16 protein-coding genes are annotated in these 17,414 nt (G+C 66.2%); 5 read left to right on the top strand and 11 right to left on the bottom strand.

The window, feature by feature from the left end; genetic code table 11:
* The first annotated feature begins 73 nt into the window (after positions 1 to 73).
* The gene (locus tag BLS81_RS14055; RefSeq protein ID WP_218123133.1) at positions 74 to 1,000 is read left to right on the top strand and encodes a DMT family transporter; all 927 of its coding nucleotides are present in this window, start codon (positions 74 to 76) and stop codon (positions 998 to 1,000) included.
* Positions 1,001 to 1,006: 6 nt separating this feature from the next.
* Here the strand turns inward: BLS81_RS14055 and BLS81_RS14050 are convergent, their stop codons facing one another.
* The 7 genes from BLS81_RS14050 to BLS81_RS14020 all read right to left on the bottom strand — a co-directional run bounded on the left by BLS81_RS14050 (position 1,007) and on the right by BLS81_RS14020 (position 7,386).
* Positions 1,007 to 2,047, bottom strand: coding sequence for a sensor histidine kinase (locus BLS81_RS14050; RefSeq protein ID WP_093224797.1), 1,041 nt, complete (start codon positions 2,045 to 2,047; stop codon positions 1,007 to 1,009).
* Positions 2,047 to 2,490 (bottom strand): response regulator, encoded by a 444-nt coding sequence (locus BLS81_RS14045; RefSeq protein ID WP_093224796.1) that lies wholly within the window; start codon positions 2,488 to 2,490, stop codon positions 2,047 to 2,049. Before BLS81_RS14045 ends, BLS81_RS14050 begins: the two co-directional genes overlap by 1 nt.
* The gene (locus BLS81_RS14040; protein ID WP_256326247.1) at positions 2,487 to 3,947 is read right to left on the bottom strand and encodes a sensor histidine kinase; all 1,461 of its coding nucleotides are present in this window, start codon (positions 3,945 to 3,947) and stop codon (positions 2,487 to 2,489) included. Before BLS81_RS14040 ends, BLS81_RS14045 begins: the two co-directional genes overlap by 4 nt.
* Before the next feature lie 143 nt (positions 3,948 to 4,090).
* Positions 4,091 to 4,831 (bottom strand): exonuclease domain-containing protein, encoded by a 741-nt coding sequence (locus BLS81_RS14035; RefSeq protein ID WP_256326246.1) that lies wholly within the window; start codon positions 4,829 to 4,831, stop codon positions 4,091 to 4,093.
* Positions 4,832 to 4,959: 128 nt separating this feature from the next.
* Positions 4,960 to 6,327: a phosphoglucomutase/phosphomannomutase PgmG gene (pgmG, locus tag BLS81_RS14030; protein WP_093224791.1), complete on the bottom strand. Its 1,368-nt coding sequence runs from the start codon at positions 6,325 to 6,327 to the stop codon at positions 4,960 to 4,962.
* Between the two features lie 10 nt (positions 6,328 to 6,337).
* A complete protein-coding gene (locus BLS81_RS14025; RefSeq protein ID WP_093224789.1) occupies positions 6,338 to 6,592 on the bottom strand; it encodes a J domain-containing protein in 255 nt (84 codons plus the stop codon).
* A complete protein-coding gene (locus BLS81_RS14020; protein ID WP_093224788.1) occupies positions 6,592 to 7,386 on the bottom strand; it encodes a division plane positioning ATPase MipZ in 795 nt (264 codons plus the stop codon). The genes BLS81_RS14025 and BLS81_RS14020 overlap by 1 nt, the downstream gene beginning before the upstream one ends.
* Positions 7,387 to 7,465: 79 nt before the next feature.
* Here BLS81_RS14020 and panC point away from each other — a divergent pair, with 79 nt between their 5' ends.
* The gene (gene panC, locus BLS81_RS14015) at positions 7,466 to 8,317 is read left to right on the top strand and encodes a pantoate--beta-alanine ligase (RefSeq protein ID WP_093224786.1); all 852 of its coding nucleotides are present in this window, start codon (positions 7,466 to 7,468) and stop codon (positions 8,315 to 8,317) included.
* Between the two features lie 135 nt (positions 8,318 to 8,452).
* Here the strand turns inward: panC and topA are convergent, their stop codons facing one another.
* Positions 8,453 to 11,041, bottom strand: coding sequence for a type I DNA topoisomerase (gene topA / locus BLS81_RS14010; RefSeq protein ID WP_093224784.1), 2,589 nt, complete (start codon positions 11,039 to 11,041; stop codon positions 8,453 to 8,455).
* Positions 11,042 to 11,319: 278 nt separating this feature from the next.
* Between topA and rpsD the strand changes: the two genes are divergently transcribed.
* The gene (gene rpsD / locus BLS81_RS14005; protein WP_093224782.1) at positions 11,320 to 11,934 is read left to right on the top strand and encodes a 30S ribosomal protein S4; all 615 of its coding nucleotides are present in this window, start codon (positions 11,320 to 11,322) and stop codon (positions 11,932 to 11,934) included.
* 176 nt (positions 11,935 to 12,110) lie between these two features.
* On the opposite strand, the gene BLS81_RS14000 is transcribed toward rpsD, so the two are convergent.
* Positions 12,111 to 13,907, bottom strand: coding sequence for an alpha/beta hydrolase family protein (locus BLS81_RS14000; protein WP_256326245.1), 1,797 nt, complete (start codon positions 13,905 to 13,907; stop codon positions 12,111 to 12,113).
* Here BLS81_RS14000 and BLS81_RS21155 point away from each other — a divergent pair.
* Positions 13,879 to 14,175: a hypothetical protein gene (locus BLS81_RS21155; protein ID WP_256326244.1), complete on the top strand. Its 297-nt coding sequence runs from the start codon at positions 13,879 to 13,881 to the stop codon at positions 14,173 to 14,175. The two genes, BLS81_RS14000 and BLS81_RS21155, sit on opposite strands and share 29 nt — an antisense overlap.
* Before the next feature lie 65 nt (positions 14,176 to 14,240).
* Here the strand turns inward: BLS81_RS21155 and BLS81_RS13995 are convergent, their stop codons facing one another.
* Both BLS81_RS13995 and BLS81_RS13990 read right to left on the bottom strand, forming a co-directional pair.
* Entirely contained in the window at positions 14,241 to 15,380 is a 1,140-nt protein-coding gene (locus BLS81_RS13995) for an aldose epimerase family protein (protein WP_371128292.1), read from the bottom strand.
* Positions 15,381 to 15,490: 110 nt separating this feature from the next.
* Positions 15,491 to 16,246 (bottom strand): FadR/GntR family transcriptional regulator, encoded by a 756-nt coding sequence (locus tag BLS81_RS13990; RefSeq protein WP_256326243.1) that lies wholly within the window; start codon positions 16,244 to 16,246, stop codon positions 15,491 to 15,493.
* Positions 16,247 to 16,475: 229 nt separating this feature from the next.
* Here BLS81_RS13990 and BLS81_RS13985 point away from each other — a divergent pair, with 229 nt between their 5' ends.
* Positions 16,476 to 17,405: a Gfo/Idh/MocA family protein gene (locus BLS81_RS13985; RefSeq protein ID WP_093224776.1), complete on the top strand. Its 930-nt coding sequence runs from the start codon at positions 16,476 to 16,478 to the stop codon at positions 17,403 to 17,405.
* The last annotated feature ends 9 nt before the right edge of the window (positions 17,406 to 17,414 follow it).

The following is a 17,414-nucleotide window of genomic DNA, read 5'->3' as shown; positions in this document are numbered from 1 at the left end:
GCAGCGTCAACCGCAGGGGTTGCAAGCGCGCGGCCCGGTGCCGCAATCGTCACCGCGGTGGTAGCACGCGGTGGTGGCATCGGCTCCGCTCCTGTGCGACGGTGCGGCGATGCTGCCCTTCCTGTTCCTCGCCCTCGCGGGCATCTTCTGGGGGCTCGGCTTCCCGCTCGGCAAGATCGCGCTGCACGAGATGGGGGCGGCGCATATGGTGCTGCTGCGCTTCGCGATCGCCGCGGTCGTCTCGCTGCCCTTCGCGCTGGCTTCGCGCGAGGCGCGCGCGCTGTTCCGCTCGGCGCCGGTCGTGATCGCCGGCATCTGCTATGGCGTCGCGTTCGTGGTGCAGTTCGAGGGGCTGGCGCGCGTCACCGTCACGCTCGCCGCGTTGCTGGTCGGCGCGATGCCAGCGCTGATCGCGATCGCGGCGTTCCTGCTGCGCGAGCGGGTGAGTCGCGCATCGTGGATCGGCGTGGCCGCCGCGACGCTCGGCGCGGTGCTGATCGCCGGCAAGCCCGACGGCTCCGGCACGCCGCTCGGCATCGCACTGTCGCTGATCGCGCTGTTGATCTTCCTCGCGTGGCTGCTCGCTTTGCGGCGGGCGCCCAAGACCGCGAGCGCGATGGCGGTGCCCGCCGTTACCGTTGTCATCGCCGCCCTGGCCGTGTTTCCGATCGCGCTGCTGCTGCATGGCGCGCCGCCGCTGCGGATGTCGGCGGCGGCGTGGGCCGGAATCGCCGGTCAGGGCCTGCTTTCGACCTTCCTCGCCACGGTCGCGTGGAACATCGGCGCGAGCCGGGTCGGCAGCGCGGCCGCGGGCGTGTTCATCAACATCGAGCCGCTGGTCGGGTCGATCCTCGGCATCGGCTTCTTCGGCGATCCGGCGGGGGCGACGATCCTCGTCGGCGGCACGATGATCATCGTCGGCAGTATCGTTACCGTCCTTGGCGAGCGGCCCGCCGACGGCGGACTCGCGGACGCGGCGCACGGACTATCCACGGACTGATGAGGTTTACCCCAGCGCGGCGCGTAGCGTCGCGCGCACGCCCCGGTGCCCGACATCATATTCGACGATCGTATGGAGGCTCTGCGCCATAGCCCGGATGAGCTTGGTGCCGACGCCCGTGCCGCGCGCCGGCGCGGCGACGTCCATGCCGACGCCATCGTCCTCGACCGCGAGCTGGAACTGGTCACCATCGACCTGCGACAGCGCGATCCGCACCTCGCCGGCCTGGAGCGGATACGCATATTTGCACGCGTTGCTGACCAGCTCGGTGACGATCACGCCGAGCGAGACCGCACGGTCGGTCGCGAGACGAATCGGTTCGGCCGACAGGCTGAGCGTGCGCGGCTCGGCGTCGCTCGACCATGTCTCGCCGAGTTCGTCGACCAGCGCGCGCAGATATTCGCGCATATCGACCTGTTCGACGTCGTTGGTGGTGTAGAGCCGGCGGTGCACCTGCGCGATCGCGGTGATGCGGCGCTGCGTATCCTCCAGCGCGGCGCGCGCATTCTCGTCGGCGAGCGCGGTCGATTGCATCCGCACCATCGCCGAGACGATCTGCAGGCTGTTGGCGACGCGGTGGTTGACCTCGCGCAACAGTGCTTCGAGCCGCGCATTGCTCGCGCGCAGCATCTGCTCGGCGGCGTGCTTGTCGCGTTCGAGCTTGGCGCGTTCGAGCACCTGTGCGAACGCGGAGGCAAGCAGATCGAAGAAATCGGCGCCCACCGACTTCACGACGTAATCTGCCGCGCCGGCTTTCAGCGCGGCGACCGCGATGCGGCCTTCTTCCGAGCCGGTGACATAGACGACCGGCGGCGCGTCGGGCAGCGCGGTCAGGTGTCCGAGCGTTTCCAGCCCATCCATTCCGGGCATGTAATGGTCGACCGCGATCAGGTCGAACCGCTGTTCCCGCGCGAGCGCGACCCCCTCGGCGCCGCCTTCCGCCACCGTGACGACGAACCCGTGCCGCGCGAGCGACCGCGAGGCGAGGCGGCGCAGGCCGGCATCGTCGTCGATGTAGAGCACATAGGTGGGCGGCGTATCGGCCATCAGTTGCCTTCGATCTCCGGCACCTGGATCACCGACAGGAACAGGCCGAGCTGACGGATCGCCTGCGCGAAGCTCTCATAATTCACGGGCTTGGTGATGTAGACGTTGCAGCCGAGATCATAGCAGCGCTGGATCTCGACCTTGTCGTCGGTGGTGGTGAGCACAACCACCGGCGTGCGCTTGAGGGCCGGGGTGCTCTTGATCTTAGCGAGGATGGCGGTCCCGCTCATATCGGGCAGGTTCAGATCGAGCAGCACCAGGGCGGGGCCATTGTGGGCCGGGCCGTCGGCATGGTTGAACAAATAGTCGAGCGCGGTGGTGCCGTCGGTGAAATGGGTGATGTCGTTGAGGATGCCGGCACGACGGATGTTCTTCTCGATCAGGCGCGCGTGGCCTTCATCGTCCTCGATCATCACGATGCTGACGGAACGGTGGTCGTTCATGCGGGGTCTCGCTCGGTTCGAGTGGTCGGGGCTTCGACATAGGTGATGGGAAGGTTGATGCGGAAGGTCGAGCCGCGGCCCAGCTCGGACGCCACGTCGATAGTCCCGCCGAGCCGGTACGCCAAGGCGCGAACATGCGCGAGGCCGATGCCCTCGCCGGGTTGGTCTTGCTGGCCGGAGCGGCGGAACAGGTCGAAGATGCGGGCATGATCGGCAGGCGCGATGCCACGGCCATTGTCTTCGATCTCGAAGATCGCGCGCACGCCTTCGCGACGGCTGCGCACGATGATGCGACCGGGCCGCTTGGGATCGAGATACTTGACCGCGTTCTCGATCAGGTTCGAGAAGATCTGCTCGAGCGCCAGACGATCGCTGACGATCGCGAGCATCGGCTGCGCGATCTCGAGCTCAGCACCGCGGTCGTCGAGCAGATGCTGCACGCTGGCCCGGACCGTCGCCGCCAACGCACCCGTGTCGAGCGGCTCGGGCGTGATCACCCGGCGGCCCTGGCGCGACAGCTTGAGGATCGCGTTGATGAGCCGGTCCATCTTCTGCGTCGACGTGCGGATGAAGCCGATCGCCTCGGGCAGATCCTCGCGCGCGGCCAGCCGCACCTCGTCGCTCAGGATCTCGGGGGCGTCCTGCTCGGCTCGGTCGATCAGCCCGGTGATCGTCGCGGTCGCCGCTTCCAGTTCGGCGGTGAAGCCCATCACGTTGACGAGTGGTGAGCGCAGATCGTGGCTGACGATATAGGCGAAGCGCTGCACCTCCTCGTTGGCGCGGGTCAGTTCGGTGGTGCGCTCGGCGACGAGATCCTCCAGCGAATCCGCGAAGTCGCGCAGCGTGTCGCGCGATTGGGCGAGGTCGCGCGTATAGCGTTGCACGGTCGTGATCGAGAGCAGCGCGACGATCATCAGCAACACGCCCGCCGCCGCGAGCACGCCGTAGAAAGCGCGCACGGTGTTGCGCTGCTCCATGTCACGAACGCCGAGCAATCGCGTTTCCTCATCGCCCATCGCGGCGAGGACGGCACGGATATGGTACATCCGACGCGCGCCCTTTTCGTTGAGGAAACTGGTGAGCGCGTCCGCCTTGTCACCCCGCGCGATCTGGCCGTTCGTGGAGGCGCGTTGCGCAAACAGCGCGCGCAGATAGGGCCGGAGTGTCGCGAGGTTCCGCCGCTGAACCGGATTGTCGCCGGTAAGCCTTGCGATCCGCGCGATTTCGGGCGCGGTCTGCAGCGCCGCCACGTCGTAATTATGCCGGTAATCAGGATCGCCGGTCAGCAGATAGCCACGCCGCGCCGTTTCGCCCTGTTCGATCAGCGTCTGCGTGTGCGCGATCGCGAGTTTGACCGTATAGGTGTGGTTGACCATGTCGGTATGCGCTTGGCTGCGCATCGTCGTCCACACCGCAGCTACGCCCGCCGCGAGCAGCGCGGCGAAACCGATACTCATACAGGTGATCAAAAGGCGGCCGATCGCACCTTCGCTTTCGCCGAATATTCGTAGCGCTCGCCGGATCATCGTGCGGGGTGGTAGAGGGCGTCGGCGCAAAACACCAGCCGCCCCACCTTGATGTGGATCAACATAGCAAACGCTTACAATAGTCGATCTTGCAACGTCTGCCGTCCGACGAAGCCGCCGCCCTGACGGCGCGCGAGTTCGGTCTCCGCCGTGAAACGCACGTCGATATCGCGGTCACCAAGAAACTTGGCGAGCGATTCATCCTCGATCTCGTGCCATTCCTTGCCGCGATCGGGGCCGAAGCGCACGCGCGGCAGCAGGCCGGGCAGTCGCGACCATTCGAGCAACTGCTCGACACCGACCAAATTGATCATGTCGCGCAGATGGAACGCGGTCACATATGCGTCGGGGAAGGCGCGATGCGCGGGCAGGCCGCGTTCATGCTCGATGCCTTCGGGCTTGCGCCAATAGCGCAGCACCTGATTGGAGAAGCTCGGCGCGTCGGGCCACAGCCGCATCGCGCATTTCCACGTGCAAATCCATTCAGCGCTACGGGTGAGCGCGGGCGTGCAGAATTGCTGCTCGAAATCGGCACGATGCGCGGCGAGCGCGAGCCGGCGCGGCCACGGATCGAGCGCCTGGCGCGCGACATCATGCCACATTGGCGCGTCCGCGACCTGCTCATCGAGGATATGGTGGATCGCCTGCGTGATCGGCGGCATCGATCGACCGGGGTTAACCAACCTCGAACCGCCTTCGCCGATCAACTCCCAACGGCCGTCGGCGCCCTGCGCGAGATCCTGCCAGCCGATCTCACAGACGCCGTGCGCGGGCGGGGCGGGGCCGGTGGTTTCAAGATCGACGACCCGGATCATCGGCGGGGGCGGGGGAGGGGGCATGCCACTTAGGTGGCGGCTCGAGCGGCGAAAAGCCAGTCCCTTAACTCTACCCTAATGCGCTCACGTCCGTGCCCGTCTTCGCTCGGCACGAGCGGGAGCGTTCATCAGGTCCGCGCGATGCCGCTCGCCGCGAGCTGTGCGTCGATCTGCGCGAGCAGCCGGTCGAGCGCAGCCTGGTCGCGCGCCTCGGCCCGCGCCACCAGCGCGTTTTGCGTGTTCGATGCGCGTAGCAGCCACCAGCCCTCCGCGGTATCGACACGCGCGCCGTCTGTGCGATCCACGGTGGCGCCGTTGGCGGCGAGGCGGGCGAGCACGTCCTCGACAACCGCGAATTTGCGCGCCTCATCCACCGGAAAGCGTAGCTCCGGCGTGTTCACCATTACCGGCATCGCGTCGCGCAAGGCAGCGAGCGAGCGCCCGGAGCGGTGGATCGCATCGATCAACCGCACTGCGGCGTAGTGCGCGTCGTCGACGCCATAAAAGTCTTGCCCGAAGAAGATATGCCCGGTCAGCTCGCCGGCGAGTGGCGCGCCGGTTTCGGCGAGCTTCGCCTTCATGTGGCTGTGGCCCGTCTTCCACATCAGCGGCACGCCGCCGAGATCGCGCACGCGATCGAACACGGTGCCACTCATCTTCACGTCGCCGATGATCGTCGCGCCCGGCAGGTCACTCAGTACCGGTTCGGCGAGCACGGCGAGAATCTGATCGCCCGCCAGGATGCGGCCCCGCGCGTCGATCGCGCCGATCCGGTCTCCGTCGCCGTCGAAAGCGAAACCGAAATCCAGACCTTCGCGCAGGACCAATGCTTTGAGATCGGCGAGATTCTCCGCCTCGGATGGGTCGGGATGATGGTTGGGAAAGCTGCCATCGACCGTGGTGAACAACAGATGATGCTCGCCGGGCAGGCGTTGCACCAATCGCTCGATCACCGGGCCGGATGCGCCGTTGCCCGTATCCCAGCCGATCCGGTACGCGCCGCCCGAATGGCCCATCATCAGCCGATCGACATAGGCGTCGAGCACGTCCGCGTCGGAGACGGCTCCCGCGCCCTCGCTCCAGCCGCCTTCCCGCGCGAGCGTCGCGAGGTCTTGAAGTTCGGCCCCGAAGAAGGGTGCATGCCTCAGCACGAATTTGAAGCCGTTCTGATCGGCCGGATTGTGGCTGCCGGTGATCTGGATGCCGCCATCCACGCCAAGATGCGCCTCGGCGTAATAGAGCATCGGCGTCGGTCCTAGGCCGATCCGCACGACATCGACCCCGCCTGCCGTCAACCCCGCGACCAGCGCCGCTTCGAGCGCGGGCGAGGACAGCCGCCCGTCATAGCCGACCGCGATGCGTGCGCCGCCCGCCCGCCGCACGCGGGTCGCGAACCCGCGTCCGATCGCATGGGCATCGCTCTCGTGGAGCGTTGTCCCGACCACTCCGCGCACGTCGTATTCGCGCAGGATCGTCGGATCGAAACGGTGGCTCACGGGCGTGGCGTCACCGCTTGAGCAGCAGGTCGCGCGCCGCGTTGATCCGCCGCGCAAGCTCCGGCGAACCGCCGTCGCGATCGGGATGGACGGCGGAAACGAGGCGGCGGTGCGCGGCGCGGATCGTCTCGGCGTCAGCGGAGGCGCTCACGCCGAGGATCGCACGCGCCTCCCGCTCGTCGATCCGAGGCTTGGCGTTGGAACGGCGCAGGAAAAAATGCCATCCGGCTGCGAGTAACGCGGCCAGGAGCAGGAACTTCGTCATCAGGCGAACATCGGCACGGCCGGATCGGGCAAGGAAAGGGCGTTCATCATCTCGCGCAGCTCCTGCCGCGCGGCGACATGGCTCAGCCCCATCTCGCCGAACGCGCCCGAATCGAGCATTGTCAGCCCCTTTGGAAACAGCTCGCGGTAGATCACCCGCTCGCCCAGTCCCGGGATGATGCGGAAGCCGACGCGCTTGGAAAGCTGGTCGAGCGCTTCGGATACGCGCCGCATGTTGCGTGCCTCGATATGTTGGACGCGGTTGCGCAACACCACCCAGTCGATCGTCGCGCCATCGGTGCGGGCGCGCACCTTGCGCGCCTCCCAGATCAGCTCGGCATAGAAGCTCGGGCGGGTCACTTTGTAGGTGTCGGGATCGACCTGACCGATCAGATCGAAGTCGACGAAACTGTCGTTCATCGGCGTCACCAGCGTGTCGGCGCGCTGCGCCGCCATCCGTGCGAACGGATCGTCGCGACCGGGCGTGTCGATGACGAGGAAATCGGCATTTTCGGACAAGGACGCGAACAAGTCCTCGAACTTAGTGTCGGTCTTGCCGTCATGCGTGGCATGGCGCGGCGTGATGAGTTCGCGCTCGGTGCGCTTCGCGGTTACGGCGCGATTGTCGAGATAGCGCCCGACGGTGCGCTGACGGTGGTCTAGATCGAACGCGGCGACACGGCCGCCCTTCATCGCCAGCGCGATGGCGACGTGGACCGCGGTGGTCGATTTCCCCGTGCCGCCCTTTTCGTTGGCGAAGACGATGATGTGCGGCTTTTTCCCGTCACCCGGCAATGTCTCAAATTCCTCTTATTGCCCGTTCGGGCTACCGCCCATAGAAGGCCCAGCCATTCTTACCGGAGGCTCGACGCCCGTGCAAACCATCCGTCAAATCGCCGTGCTGCGCGATGCCGTCGCCGCTTTCCGTGCCGCGGGAGAGTCGGTCGCGCTGGTGCCGACGATGGGCGCGCTCCACGCCGGGCATATCGCGTTGATCGAGGCGGCGAAGCGGCCGGGGCGGCGGATCGTCGCGTCGATCTTCGTCAACCCCCGCCAGTTCGGCGCAGGCGAGGATCTGTCGCGCTATCCGCGCCGCGAAGGCACCGATTCACAGATGCTCACCCGCGCCGGCTGCGACGTGCTCTGGGCACCCACCGTCGAGGAGATGTATCCAGCCGGCTTCGCCACCAACATCTCGGTCTCCGGGGTCAGCGACGGTCTCGATGGCGCGGCGCGGCCTGGGCATTTCGACGGCGTCGCGACCGTCGTCACCAAGCTGTTCAACCAGGTTCGGCCCGATGTCGCCCTGTTCGGCGAGAAGGATTTCCAGCAGCTCGCGGTGATCCGCCGGCTGGTCGCCGATCTCGATTTCGGCATCGAGATCATCGGTGTGCCGACCCAGCGCGAGGATGACGGCTTGGCGCTGTCCTCACGCAATATCTACCTCGACGAGGCCGAACGTGCCCGCGCGGTCGCGCTTCCGCGCGCGCTCGGTATCGCGGCGCGCGAGATCGGGCGAGGCGGTGACGTCGCCACGGCGATGGCGAGCGCGCATGACATGCTGAACGCGGCGGGTTTCGCGATCGATTATGTCGCGCTGGTCGATGCCGAGACGCTGACCGAGCATCCCGAGCCGGGCCGGCCGTTGCGGCTGCTCGCCGCCGCGCGGCTCGGCACCACGCGACTGATCGACAATGTCGCGGTGGAGATGCAGACGAGCGCCTGATCGCGGCGATGCGCGCCCGCCAAACCTGATCTCGCCAGTCTAGCTACCCGTTCGTGCCGAGCGAAGTCGAGGCACCTGCGCACGGCGCCATCCCTCCACTTCGCTCCGGACGAACGGGTCTGAAGCGATAGACCGTCAGGGTTTCTTGGCGGCCTTGGGCGCCGCCTTCTTGGCGGGTGCTTTCGCGGCGGGCTTGGCAGCAGCCTTGCTCGCCGCCGGCTTCTTAGGCGCCGCCTTTTTGGCAGGCGCCTTCTTCTTGGGCTTGGCCGGTGCCGCGGCGGCGCGCGCGTCGATCAGTTGCGCGGCCTCCTCAAGCGTCAGCGCGTCCTTTTCGATCGACTTGGGCAGGGTCGCGTTGGTCTCGCCGTCGGTGACATAGGCGCCGTAGCGACCCTCCATCAGCTTGATCTCGGCCTCGGTGCGCGGATGTTTGCCGAGAACCTTGAGCGGTTCGCGGGCGGCACCGCGTTGCGGTCGTCCGCCGCCCGCCGCTGCCTCGGCGAGCTTGACGACGGCAGCGTTCATGCCGGTCTCGAACACGTCGGCGGTCGAGGTCAGCCGGGCATATTTGCCGTCGTGCACCAGATACGGACCATAGCGCCCGATCGACGCGGTGATCGGCAGCCCGGTCTCGGGGTGCGTGCCGATCGTGCGCGGCAGCGAGAGCAGCTTTAGCGCCCATTCGAGATCGAGCTTGGGCACGTCCTTGGGAATCGACGCGCGCTTCGCCTCCTTGCCCTCGCCGAGCTGGATATATGGCCCAAACCGCCCCGACTTGCGCTCGACCGGCAGCCCGGTCTCGGGATCGTTGCCGAGAATCTCATTCTCGAGCGCGGCGCCATCCTCGGCCGCTCCGCCCTGGCCGAAGCGGCGGGTATATTTGCAGTCCGGGTAATTGGAGCACGCCACGAAGGCGCCGAACTTGCCGCCGCGCAGCGCGAGCTGCCCCTTGCCGCAGCTCGGGCACAGCCGCGGATCGCCGCCGTCCGCGCGTTCCGGGAACAGATAGGGCGCGAGGAACTTGTCGAGTTCGGCGGTCACCTCGGAGGGCTTTTGCTCCATCACCTCGGTGGTGCGTGGCTTGAAGTCCTTCCAGAACGCTTCGAGCACCGCCTGCCACTGCGCGCGCCCGCCGGAGACTTCGTCGAGTTCGTCCTCGAGGCCAGCGGTGAAATCATAGCCGACATAGCGTTCGAAGAAGCGTTCGAGGAACGCCGTCACCAGCCGGCCGCTCTCCTCGGCGAAGAAGCGGTTCTTCTCGGTGCGCACATAGGCGCGATCCTTGAGCGTCTTGATGATCGACGCATAGGTCGATGGCCGGCCGATGCCGAGTTCCTCGAGCCGCTTGACCAGGCTCGCCTCGGAGAAGCGCGGCGGCGGCTGGGTGAAATGCTGCTCGGCATCGACCGCCTTCTTGGCGGGCGCATCGCCTTCGCGCATGCGCGGCAGACGGCGGGCGTCCTCGTCCTGGCTGTCGTCGGTGCCTTCCTCGTACAGCGCGAGATAGCCGGGAAACAGCACGACCTGCCCGGTCGCGCGCAAGGCGGTGCGGCCAGTCCCTTCGGCGAGTTCGACCGTGGTGCGCTCGAGCCGCGCCGACGCCATCTGACTGGCGAGCGCGCGCTTCCAGATCAGATCGTACAGGCGGGCATGATCGCCCGAGCCGGCGCGGTCCTTGCTGAAATCGGTCGGGCGGATCGCCTCGTGCGCTTCCTGCGCGTTCTTGGCCTTGGACGTGTACTGGCGCGGCTTGTCGGGCACATAATGCGCGTCATAGCGGTTAGCGATCGCGAGCCGCGCGGCCGAGATCGCGCTGCCGTCCATCTGCACGCCGTCGGTCCGCATATAGGTGATCGCGCCGTCCTCGTAGAGCCCTTGCGCGATCCGCATCGTGTGATCGGCCGAGAAGCCGAGTTTGCGCGCGGCCTCCTGCTGCAAGGTCGAGGTGGTGAACGGCGGTGGCGGGTTGCGCGTGGCGGGCTTGGTCTCGACCGTATCGACGGTGAACCGGCCCTGCTCGACATCGGCCTTGGCGCGCAGCGCGGTGCCTTCGTCGCCGATCGACAGCCGATCGAGCTTGTCGCCGTTCCAGCGGGTGAGCCGCGCGACGAACGGCGTGCCGTCGTGCTCCATCTGCGCGGTCACCGACCAATATTCCTGTGCGCGGAACGCCTCGATCTCGCGCTCGCGCTCGACGATCAACCGCAGCGCGACCGACTGGACCCGGCCCGCCGACTTCGCACCGGGCAGCTTGCGCCACAGCACCGGCGAGAGCGTGAAGCCGACCAGATAATCGAGCGCGCGGCGCGCACGGTAGGCGTCGATCAGATCGGTATCGAGTTCGCGCGGGTGCTTCATCGCTTCGGTGACGGTCGCCTTGGTGATGGCGTTGAACGTCACGCGCTGCACGTCCTTGGGCAGCGCCTTGCGCCCGCGCAGCACCTCCTGCACGTGCCACGAAATCGCCTCGCCCTCGCGATCCGGGTCGGTCGCGAGGATCAAGCGGTCGGCGTGCTTGGCTTCGTCGGTGATCGCCTTGAGCTGCCGCGCCTTGTCGGCGTAATTTTCCCATTCCATCGCGAAGCCCGCGTCGGGATCGACCGAGCCGTCCTTGGGCGGCAGATCGCGGACATGGCCGTAGCTTGCCAGCACCCGGTAGTCGGAGCCGAGGTATTTCTCGATGGTTTTCGCCTTGGCGGGCGATTCGACGATGACGAGCTGCATGGCGTTGAGTCACATCCTTACGTGTACGCGCGAGGGTGGAAGGGGCGGCGGGGTGGCGTCAAGAGCGGCGCTCCCTTAGCGGCTGCGGCCGGCTTCGTCTCCGGATCGATTGGCTTGACTCGCACGCGCGCCCCCGCTAACGGCCCCCTTCGCATTTGGCCCCGCACCCCGGTGAAGCGGTGGCCCCGGCATCCGTGCCGGAGCGATTACCGGGATCTGATCGGCACCGCCCGCGTGGCGGCGCCGGTCTCGTTATTGGCATTTGCAAGGAAGAGAATATGTCGAAGCGCTCCAGCGCCAAGCACAAGATCGATCGCCGCATGGGCGAGAATATCTGGGGTCGCCCCAAGTCGCCTGTCAACAAGCGCGAATACGGTCCCGGTCAGCACGGCCAGCGCCGCAAGGGCAAGGTTTCGGATTACGGTCTGCAGCTTCGCGCCAAGCAGAAGCTCAAGGGCTATTACGGCGACGTCACCGAGAAGCAGTTCCGCGCTTGCTACACCGAAGCCGCGCGCATGAAGGGCGACACCAGCCAGAACCTGATCGGCCTGCTCGAGCAGCGCCTCGACATGATCGTCTATCGCGCCAAGTTCGCGCCGACGATCTTCGCCGCGCGCCAGCTCGTCTCGCACGGCCACGTCCGCGTCAACGGTGTGAAGTGCAACATCGCGTCGCGTCGCGTGTTCGCCGGCGAAGAGATCACGCTGGGCAGCAAGGCGCAGGAAATGGCGCTGGTGATGGAAGCGCAGACCCTGTCCGAGCGCGACATCCCTGATTATGTCGCGCCGGACGGCGCGGCGAAGGTGACCTTCACGCGCGTTCCGACACTCGACGAAGTGCCCTATCCGGTGAAGATGGAACCGAACCTGGTGGTCGAGTTCTACTCGCGCTGATCGAGATTTGGCGAAGCTAAATCGAGAAACGCACAGCGCGAGCGGCCGGCGGCGCCAAGGCGCCGACCGACGATGCGGGCTTCGCCCGCGTCGCGCTCCGAATCAAAAAAGGGCGGCCCGCGACGGCCGCCCTTTTTCGTGTCTTGCCTTCGCGTGGATCAAGCTTTCCGCGCCGCTCACGGCGCGGAGGGCAACACCAAGGTCGTACGCAGGAAGCCATCCATCTTGTCGAGCATGTCCGCCCGCACCGCATTGTCCTCGAGCTGATGGTCGAGCGCGGGATACTCCACATAGGTCACGGCTTTGTGCGCGCCCTTGAGACGGGATGCCATCAAGCGTGACTCGGCGACCGCCACGTTGCGATCGAGGTCGCCGTGGAACAGCAGCACCGGCGCCGTGAAGTGGTCGGCATGTTGGGCGGGCGAGCCGGCCTGGACATGCGGACCATGGCCGATTTGCGTGTCGACCAGCGAATAGTTGGTGAACTCGTGCCATTCCTCCCGGCGGCTTTCCAAATCCGTGACCGGTGCGACCGCGACGATCGCTTTGAACAGAGCAGGATCGAGAACCGCGGATTGCAATGCGGCATAGCCGCCGTACGACCAGCCGACCACCGCGAGCTTCGCCGGATCGGCGATGCCTTGTTTGATCAGCCAGCGCCCGCTGTCGTTCACGTCGCCGACGGCGACAGGCCAGGACTGGAAGCCGTTTTTCTCGAAGAAGGCGACGCCATAACCAGTCGATCCACGAAAATTGGGCTGGAGCACCGCATAGCCGCGGTTGGCGAAGAACTGCGCCAGCCAGTCGAAGCCCCATTCGTCCCGCGCATCCGGGCCGCCGTGCGGCATGACGATCGCGGGCAGCCCCTTGGCCGCCCCACCCGGCGGTAGTGTCAGATAGGCAGGGATCGTCGTGCCATCGGCGACAATCACGTTGACGGGCTTCACGCTTGCCAAAGGCGTCTTTGCCAGCGCCTGCCGCAACGGCAGCAGCTCCGCCAGTTTGCGGGTTGCCTTATCATAGAGGTAGTACCGCCCGGGATCGACATCGCTGCCGGCGAAGATCACCAGCTTGCTCTCGTCTCCGGTGGCATCGACGATGTTGACCAATGGAAGGCCTGGCAACGCCTTGGACAGCGAGGCGGACAGCTTGGCGAGTTCTGGATCGAAATATACGGTCTGACGCTTGTCGGTGGCGAAGCCGACACCGACCATGCGATTCTGCCGTCCCACCGACACGAGATCGTCGACATCGACATCGGGGCGTGCCAGCACCAGTTCGCGCTTGAGCGATCCATCAAGCGCCACCGAATACAGAGCGTTGCGACCGCCGACGGTGTCGAAGCCATATGCCACGTTCTTGTCGCGATCCACCGCGACCGGATCGAACCCGGTGCTGACACCGCCGGATTGCTTCACGGTGCTGAGCGGCTTCCACTGGCGGCTGTCTGGCGTGCGATAGAGGACATTGACCGTGTCCTTCATGTAACCGGTGTTCGTTTCACCCCGAACTTCCATGATCCGCACCGTGCCATGCCCGTCGCTGATATAGCCCTCGGCCCCGCGGCGCGGCGGCTCCACCATCGTATGCTTCAGAGTCACGGTGTCGATGCGGTCGACGCCAAGACCCTCTTGGGTAGAAGCAACGAGGCTGCCGGTCGTCGCTTCCGGGATGTAGGTGTGCGTCATCAGCACGCTGCCGTCGGCTTTGTCAGGCTGCCAGTCGATGATCTCGCCGCCGCCCAGCGAAAATCCGAGCGTGCGGTCGTTCGTGCGCGCGCTCAGCATAGTCGAGCGCTTGCCATCGGCATCAAGAGCGAAGATGCGCGAGAAGGGTAAAATGCGCTGGCGGCTGTCCGTAACCACCATATAGATCGCGCATGTCAGCCGCGTATCGGTGGTCCAATGACAGGATTGCAGTCGGTCCGGATTACCGGAAGATGCGGTGATCGCCTTCAGTTCGCCGGTCGCCACGGTCGCGATTATTACGGTATCGCCGCGCGTGCCGGTCGGCGCGATATACGCGATCCGCTTGCCGTCGGGTGATATGCTGATCTGGCGGACATCCTCGCGCGCGCCGAAACGCAGTGCCGCATCGCTCGCCGCCCCGGCTTGCGACGCGGTTGATAGCAGCGCCAAGCCGGCCCAATACGCGTATTTCATATCGCCCCCTGAATGTCCCCATCGCGAAATTAGCCTTGGCGATGAAGGGCGTAAAGCGGGGCTGTATGTGCTTCGATAGCAAACGGGCCACCTGCTCGATCAAGCAGATCGCCCGTTTTCACGTGGAACATGGGAGCGGCGAGATCAGCGCCGCGCGACCGACAGCTTGAAGATCATCTCGCTATGGTACGGCTTGCCCGGATCGACCCGCGCCGAGACGAAATCGGGATGGTTGGGCGAGTCCGGGAACTTCTGCGGTTCGAGCGAGACCGAATCGCCCATCCGGTACACGTGCCCACCCTTGCCGACGAAGGTGCCGTCGAGGAAGTTGCCGGTGTAGAATTGCACGCCCGGTTCGGTGCTCAGAATCTCGAGGACTCGGCCCGAGGCGGGATCTTCCAGTCGCGCGGCGAGCTGGGGTGTCGCGGTCAAACCCTTGTCGAGCGCGAAATTGTGATCGTAGCCCTGGCCGAAGCGAATCTGTTCATCGCGCCCGTCGCGAATGCCATCGGCGATCACACGCGGTTTGCGGAAATCGAAAACGGTGCCGGCGACCGGACGGCGTTCGCCGGTCGGGATCAGGTGCGCATCGACGGGCGTATAGGTCTGCGCGGGAATCACCAGCGTGTGGAAGGTCGCACCAGCCGGCGCGCCTTCGCCGGCGAGATTGAAGAAGCTGTGGTTGGTGATGTTGACGACGGTCGGCTTGGTGGTCTTGGCGTCATAGCTGACCTTCAGCGCGCCGCTTTCGTCGAGCGCGTAGGTCACCGTCACGTCGAGCGCGCCGGGATAGCCAGCGTCGCCATCGGGGCTCGAATAGGCGAGCACCACCGAGGCGACAGGGCCGGACTTGACCGAAACGATCTTCCAGAGCTGCTTGTCGAAGCCCTTGCCGCCGCCGTGCAACGAATTGACCTTGTCGTTGAGCGGCAATTGATACGTCTTGCCATCAAGCGTGAATCGGCCGCCGGCGATGCGGTTCGCATAGCGGCCGATGGTGGCACCGAAATAATTCGGATGGCTCTGGTACGTCGCGGCGTCATCATAGCCGAGCGCGACATCGGCGAGCTTGCCGTCCCGGTCGGGTGCGATCAGCGACTGGAGCGTCGCGCCATAGGTGAGGATGCGCGCGGAAACGCCGCGACCGTTCGAGAGCGTGATCGCCTCGATCGTCGAGCCGTCGCTGAGCTTGCCGGCCGCTTCGCGTTTTGCCTCCGCCGCGTTGGCCGCGTACGGCGTGAGAGCGGTAGCGGCGGCCAGTGCCACCACGCCGACGCGCATCATCTTCAGCATCCTCTGTGTTCCCTCATAGCGCGCCTGAAAAGCGCGACGCCGTTTGCATGCGGCTTATAGTCGGACCAAAATTGTCAGGGCAAGGCTTTGATCGTGGACGATTAGACGGGGGCGCCCATCGCGCTGGCGGTATCCTGAAGCGCGAGATCGACCAGCACGCGCATCGCCGCGCTGGCGCCGGCCGCATCCCCGGCCGCAATGGCTTCGTAGACGCGAGCATGGTCGGGGATCGGATTGCGAGGCAAGGCGCGCGCGCGCTGCTTGTACTGCGTGGTCCAGCTCACCGCCGCGCCGATGCTCGCCGCCAGCACCATCATCGCGTCGTTGCGGGTTGCACGCAGGATCGCATCGTGGAAGTCGCGGTCGGCGATCCGGCCCGCCTCGGTAGCGAGCGAATGGCGGCGCATCTGGGCGAGCGCCTCCTTGAGGACGCGCAGGTCTTCGCGGTCGCGCCGTTCGGCGGCGAAGCCGGCGGCGGCAGGTTCGACGACGGCGCGCAATTCGAACAGGTTGCGGACGAATTGTGCGTCAGGCTCGCCCGCGAACGCCCAGGTCAGCACGTCGGGATCGAGCAGATTCCAGCGCGCGCGGGGCAGCACGCGCGTTCCCGCCTTGGGCCGGCTCTCGACGAGTCCCTTGGCGGCGAGCGCGCGGATCGCCTCCCGGTAGGCCCCGCGCGACACATCGAGCGCCTCGGAGAAATCCACTTCGCTCGACAGGATATCACCGGGCGCATAGGTGCCCGAAACGATCGCCACGCCGATCTTGTGCGCGATCGACCCGTGCAGCCGCCGCCCAGTTCCGCGCGGCGTCCGCTCCATCGCCATGCCTTCGACGTCCTCGCCGTGTTCGGTCATCCTCGTCTCCTTGCGAAGCCGTAACAGCCGTTTCGGCTTTGCAAAACGAAAGATTGCGTTTCGCCGCTTGCGGAAATAAGTAGGAGTAATTGGATGGCCGTGCGAACGGGCTGAAAAGGCACGGTGTTTGCCCGTGACGAGAGAGAGGATGGATCGCATGGCCCTGTGCCGGTTGCAGCACCGAACCGCGTCCGGCTTTCGTCCCGCCATCGCCAAGGTGCTCTGATCGGTGAACCCCTTTCGTATCGGCATCGTCGGCATGGGCAAGATCGCGCGCGATCAGCATCTGCCCGCGATTCGTGGCGATGCGGCGTTCAGCCTTGCCGCGACGGTGAGCCCGATCGCCGATCAGAACGTGGCCGGCGTGCCGCACCTGCCGAGTCTGGACGCGCTGCTGGCGCAAGGCCCTGCGGTCGATGCGATCGCGCTCTGCACCCCGCCGCAAGTCCGCTACGATCTCGCCGCGCATGCGCTCGCGCGCGGTATCCACGTGCTTCTCGAAAAGCCGCCGGGCGCGACGCTGGCCGAAGTCGATGCGCTGGAAGCGCGGGCGGTCAAAACGGGCGCGTCGCTGTTCACGGCATGGCACTCGCGCTTCGCGGCAGGCGTCGCTCCGGCGCGCGCATGGCTGGCGGAACGGCGTATCGAACGCGTCTCGATCATATGGCGCGAGGATGTCCGCGTCTGGCATCCCGGGCAGGCGTGGATTTGGGAACCGGGCGGACTCGGTGTTTTCGATCCCGGCATCAACGCGCTGTCGATCGCGACGCATATCCTGCCGCGCCCGTTCTTCTTGCGGTCGGGTACGATCGCCATTCCCGCCAACCGCGCCGCGCCGATCGCCGCCGATCTCAGCTTCTCCGATAGCGCGGGTGCTGAAATCCACCTGGATCTGGACTGGCGCCAGACTGGCGCGCAAAGCTGGGACATCATCGTCGAAACCGACGCGGGCACCTGCAGATTGTCGCGCGGCGGCGCGGTGCTGACGCTGCCGAGCGGCGACGAGCATCATGAGGACCGCGAATATCGAGGGCTGTACGCGCGCTTCGCCACGCTGATTCGCAGCGGGCGTAGCGATATCGATACCGGGCCGCTCAAGCTGGTCGCCGACGCGTTTCTGCGCGCACGGCGCGATGTGGTCGAACCATTCAACGATTAACCGGGAGGA

Source organism: Sphingomonas sp. NFR15 (assembly GCF_900103265.1).
GTDB lineage: Bacteria > Pseudomonadota > Alphaproteobacteria > Sphingomonadales > Sphingomonadaceae > Sphingomonas > Sphingomonas pollutisoli.
This window is presented reverse-complemented; position numbering and strand designations above follow the sequence as displayed.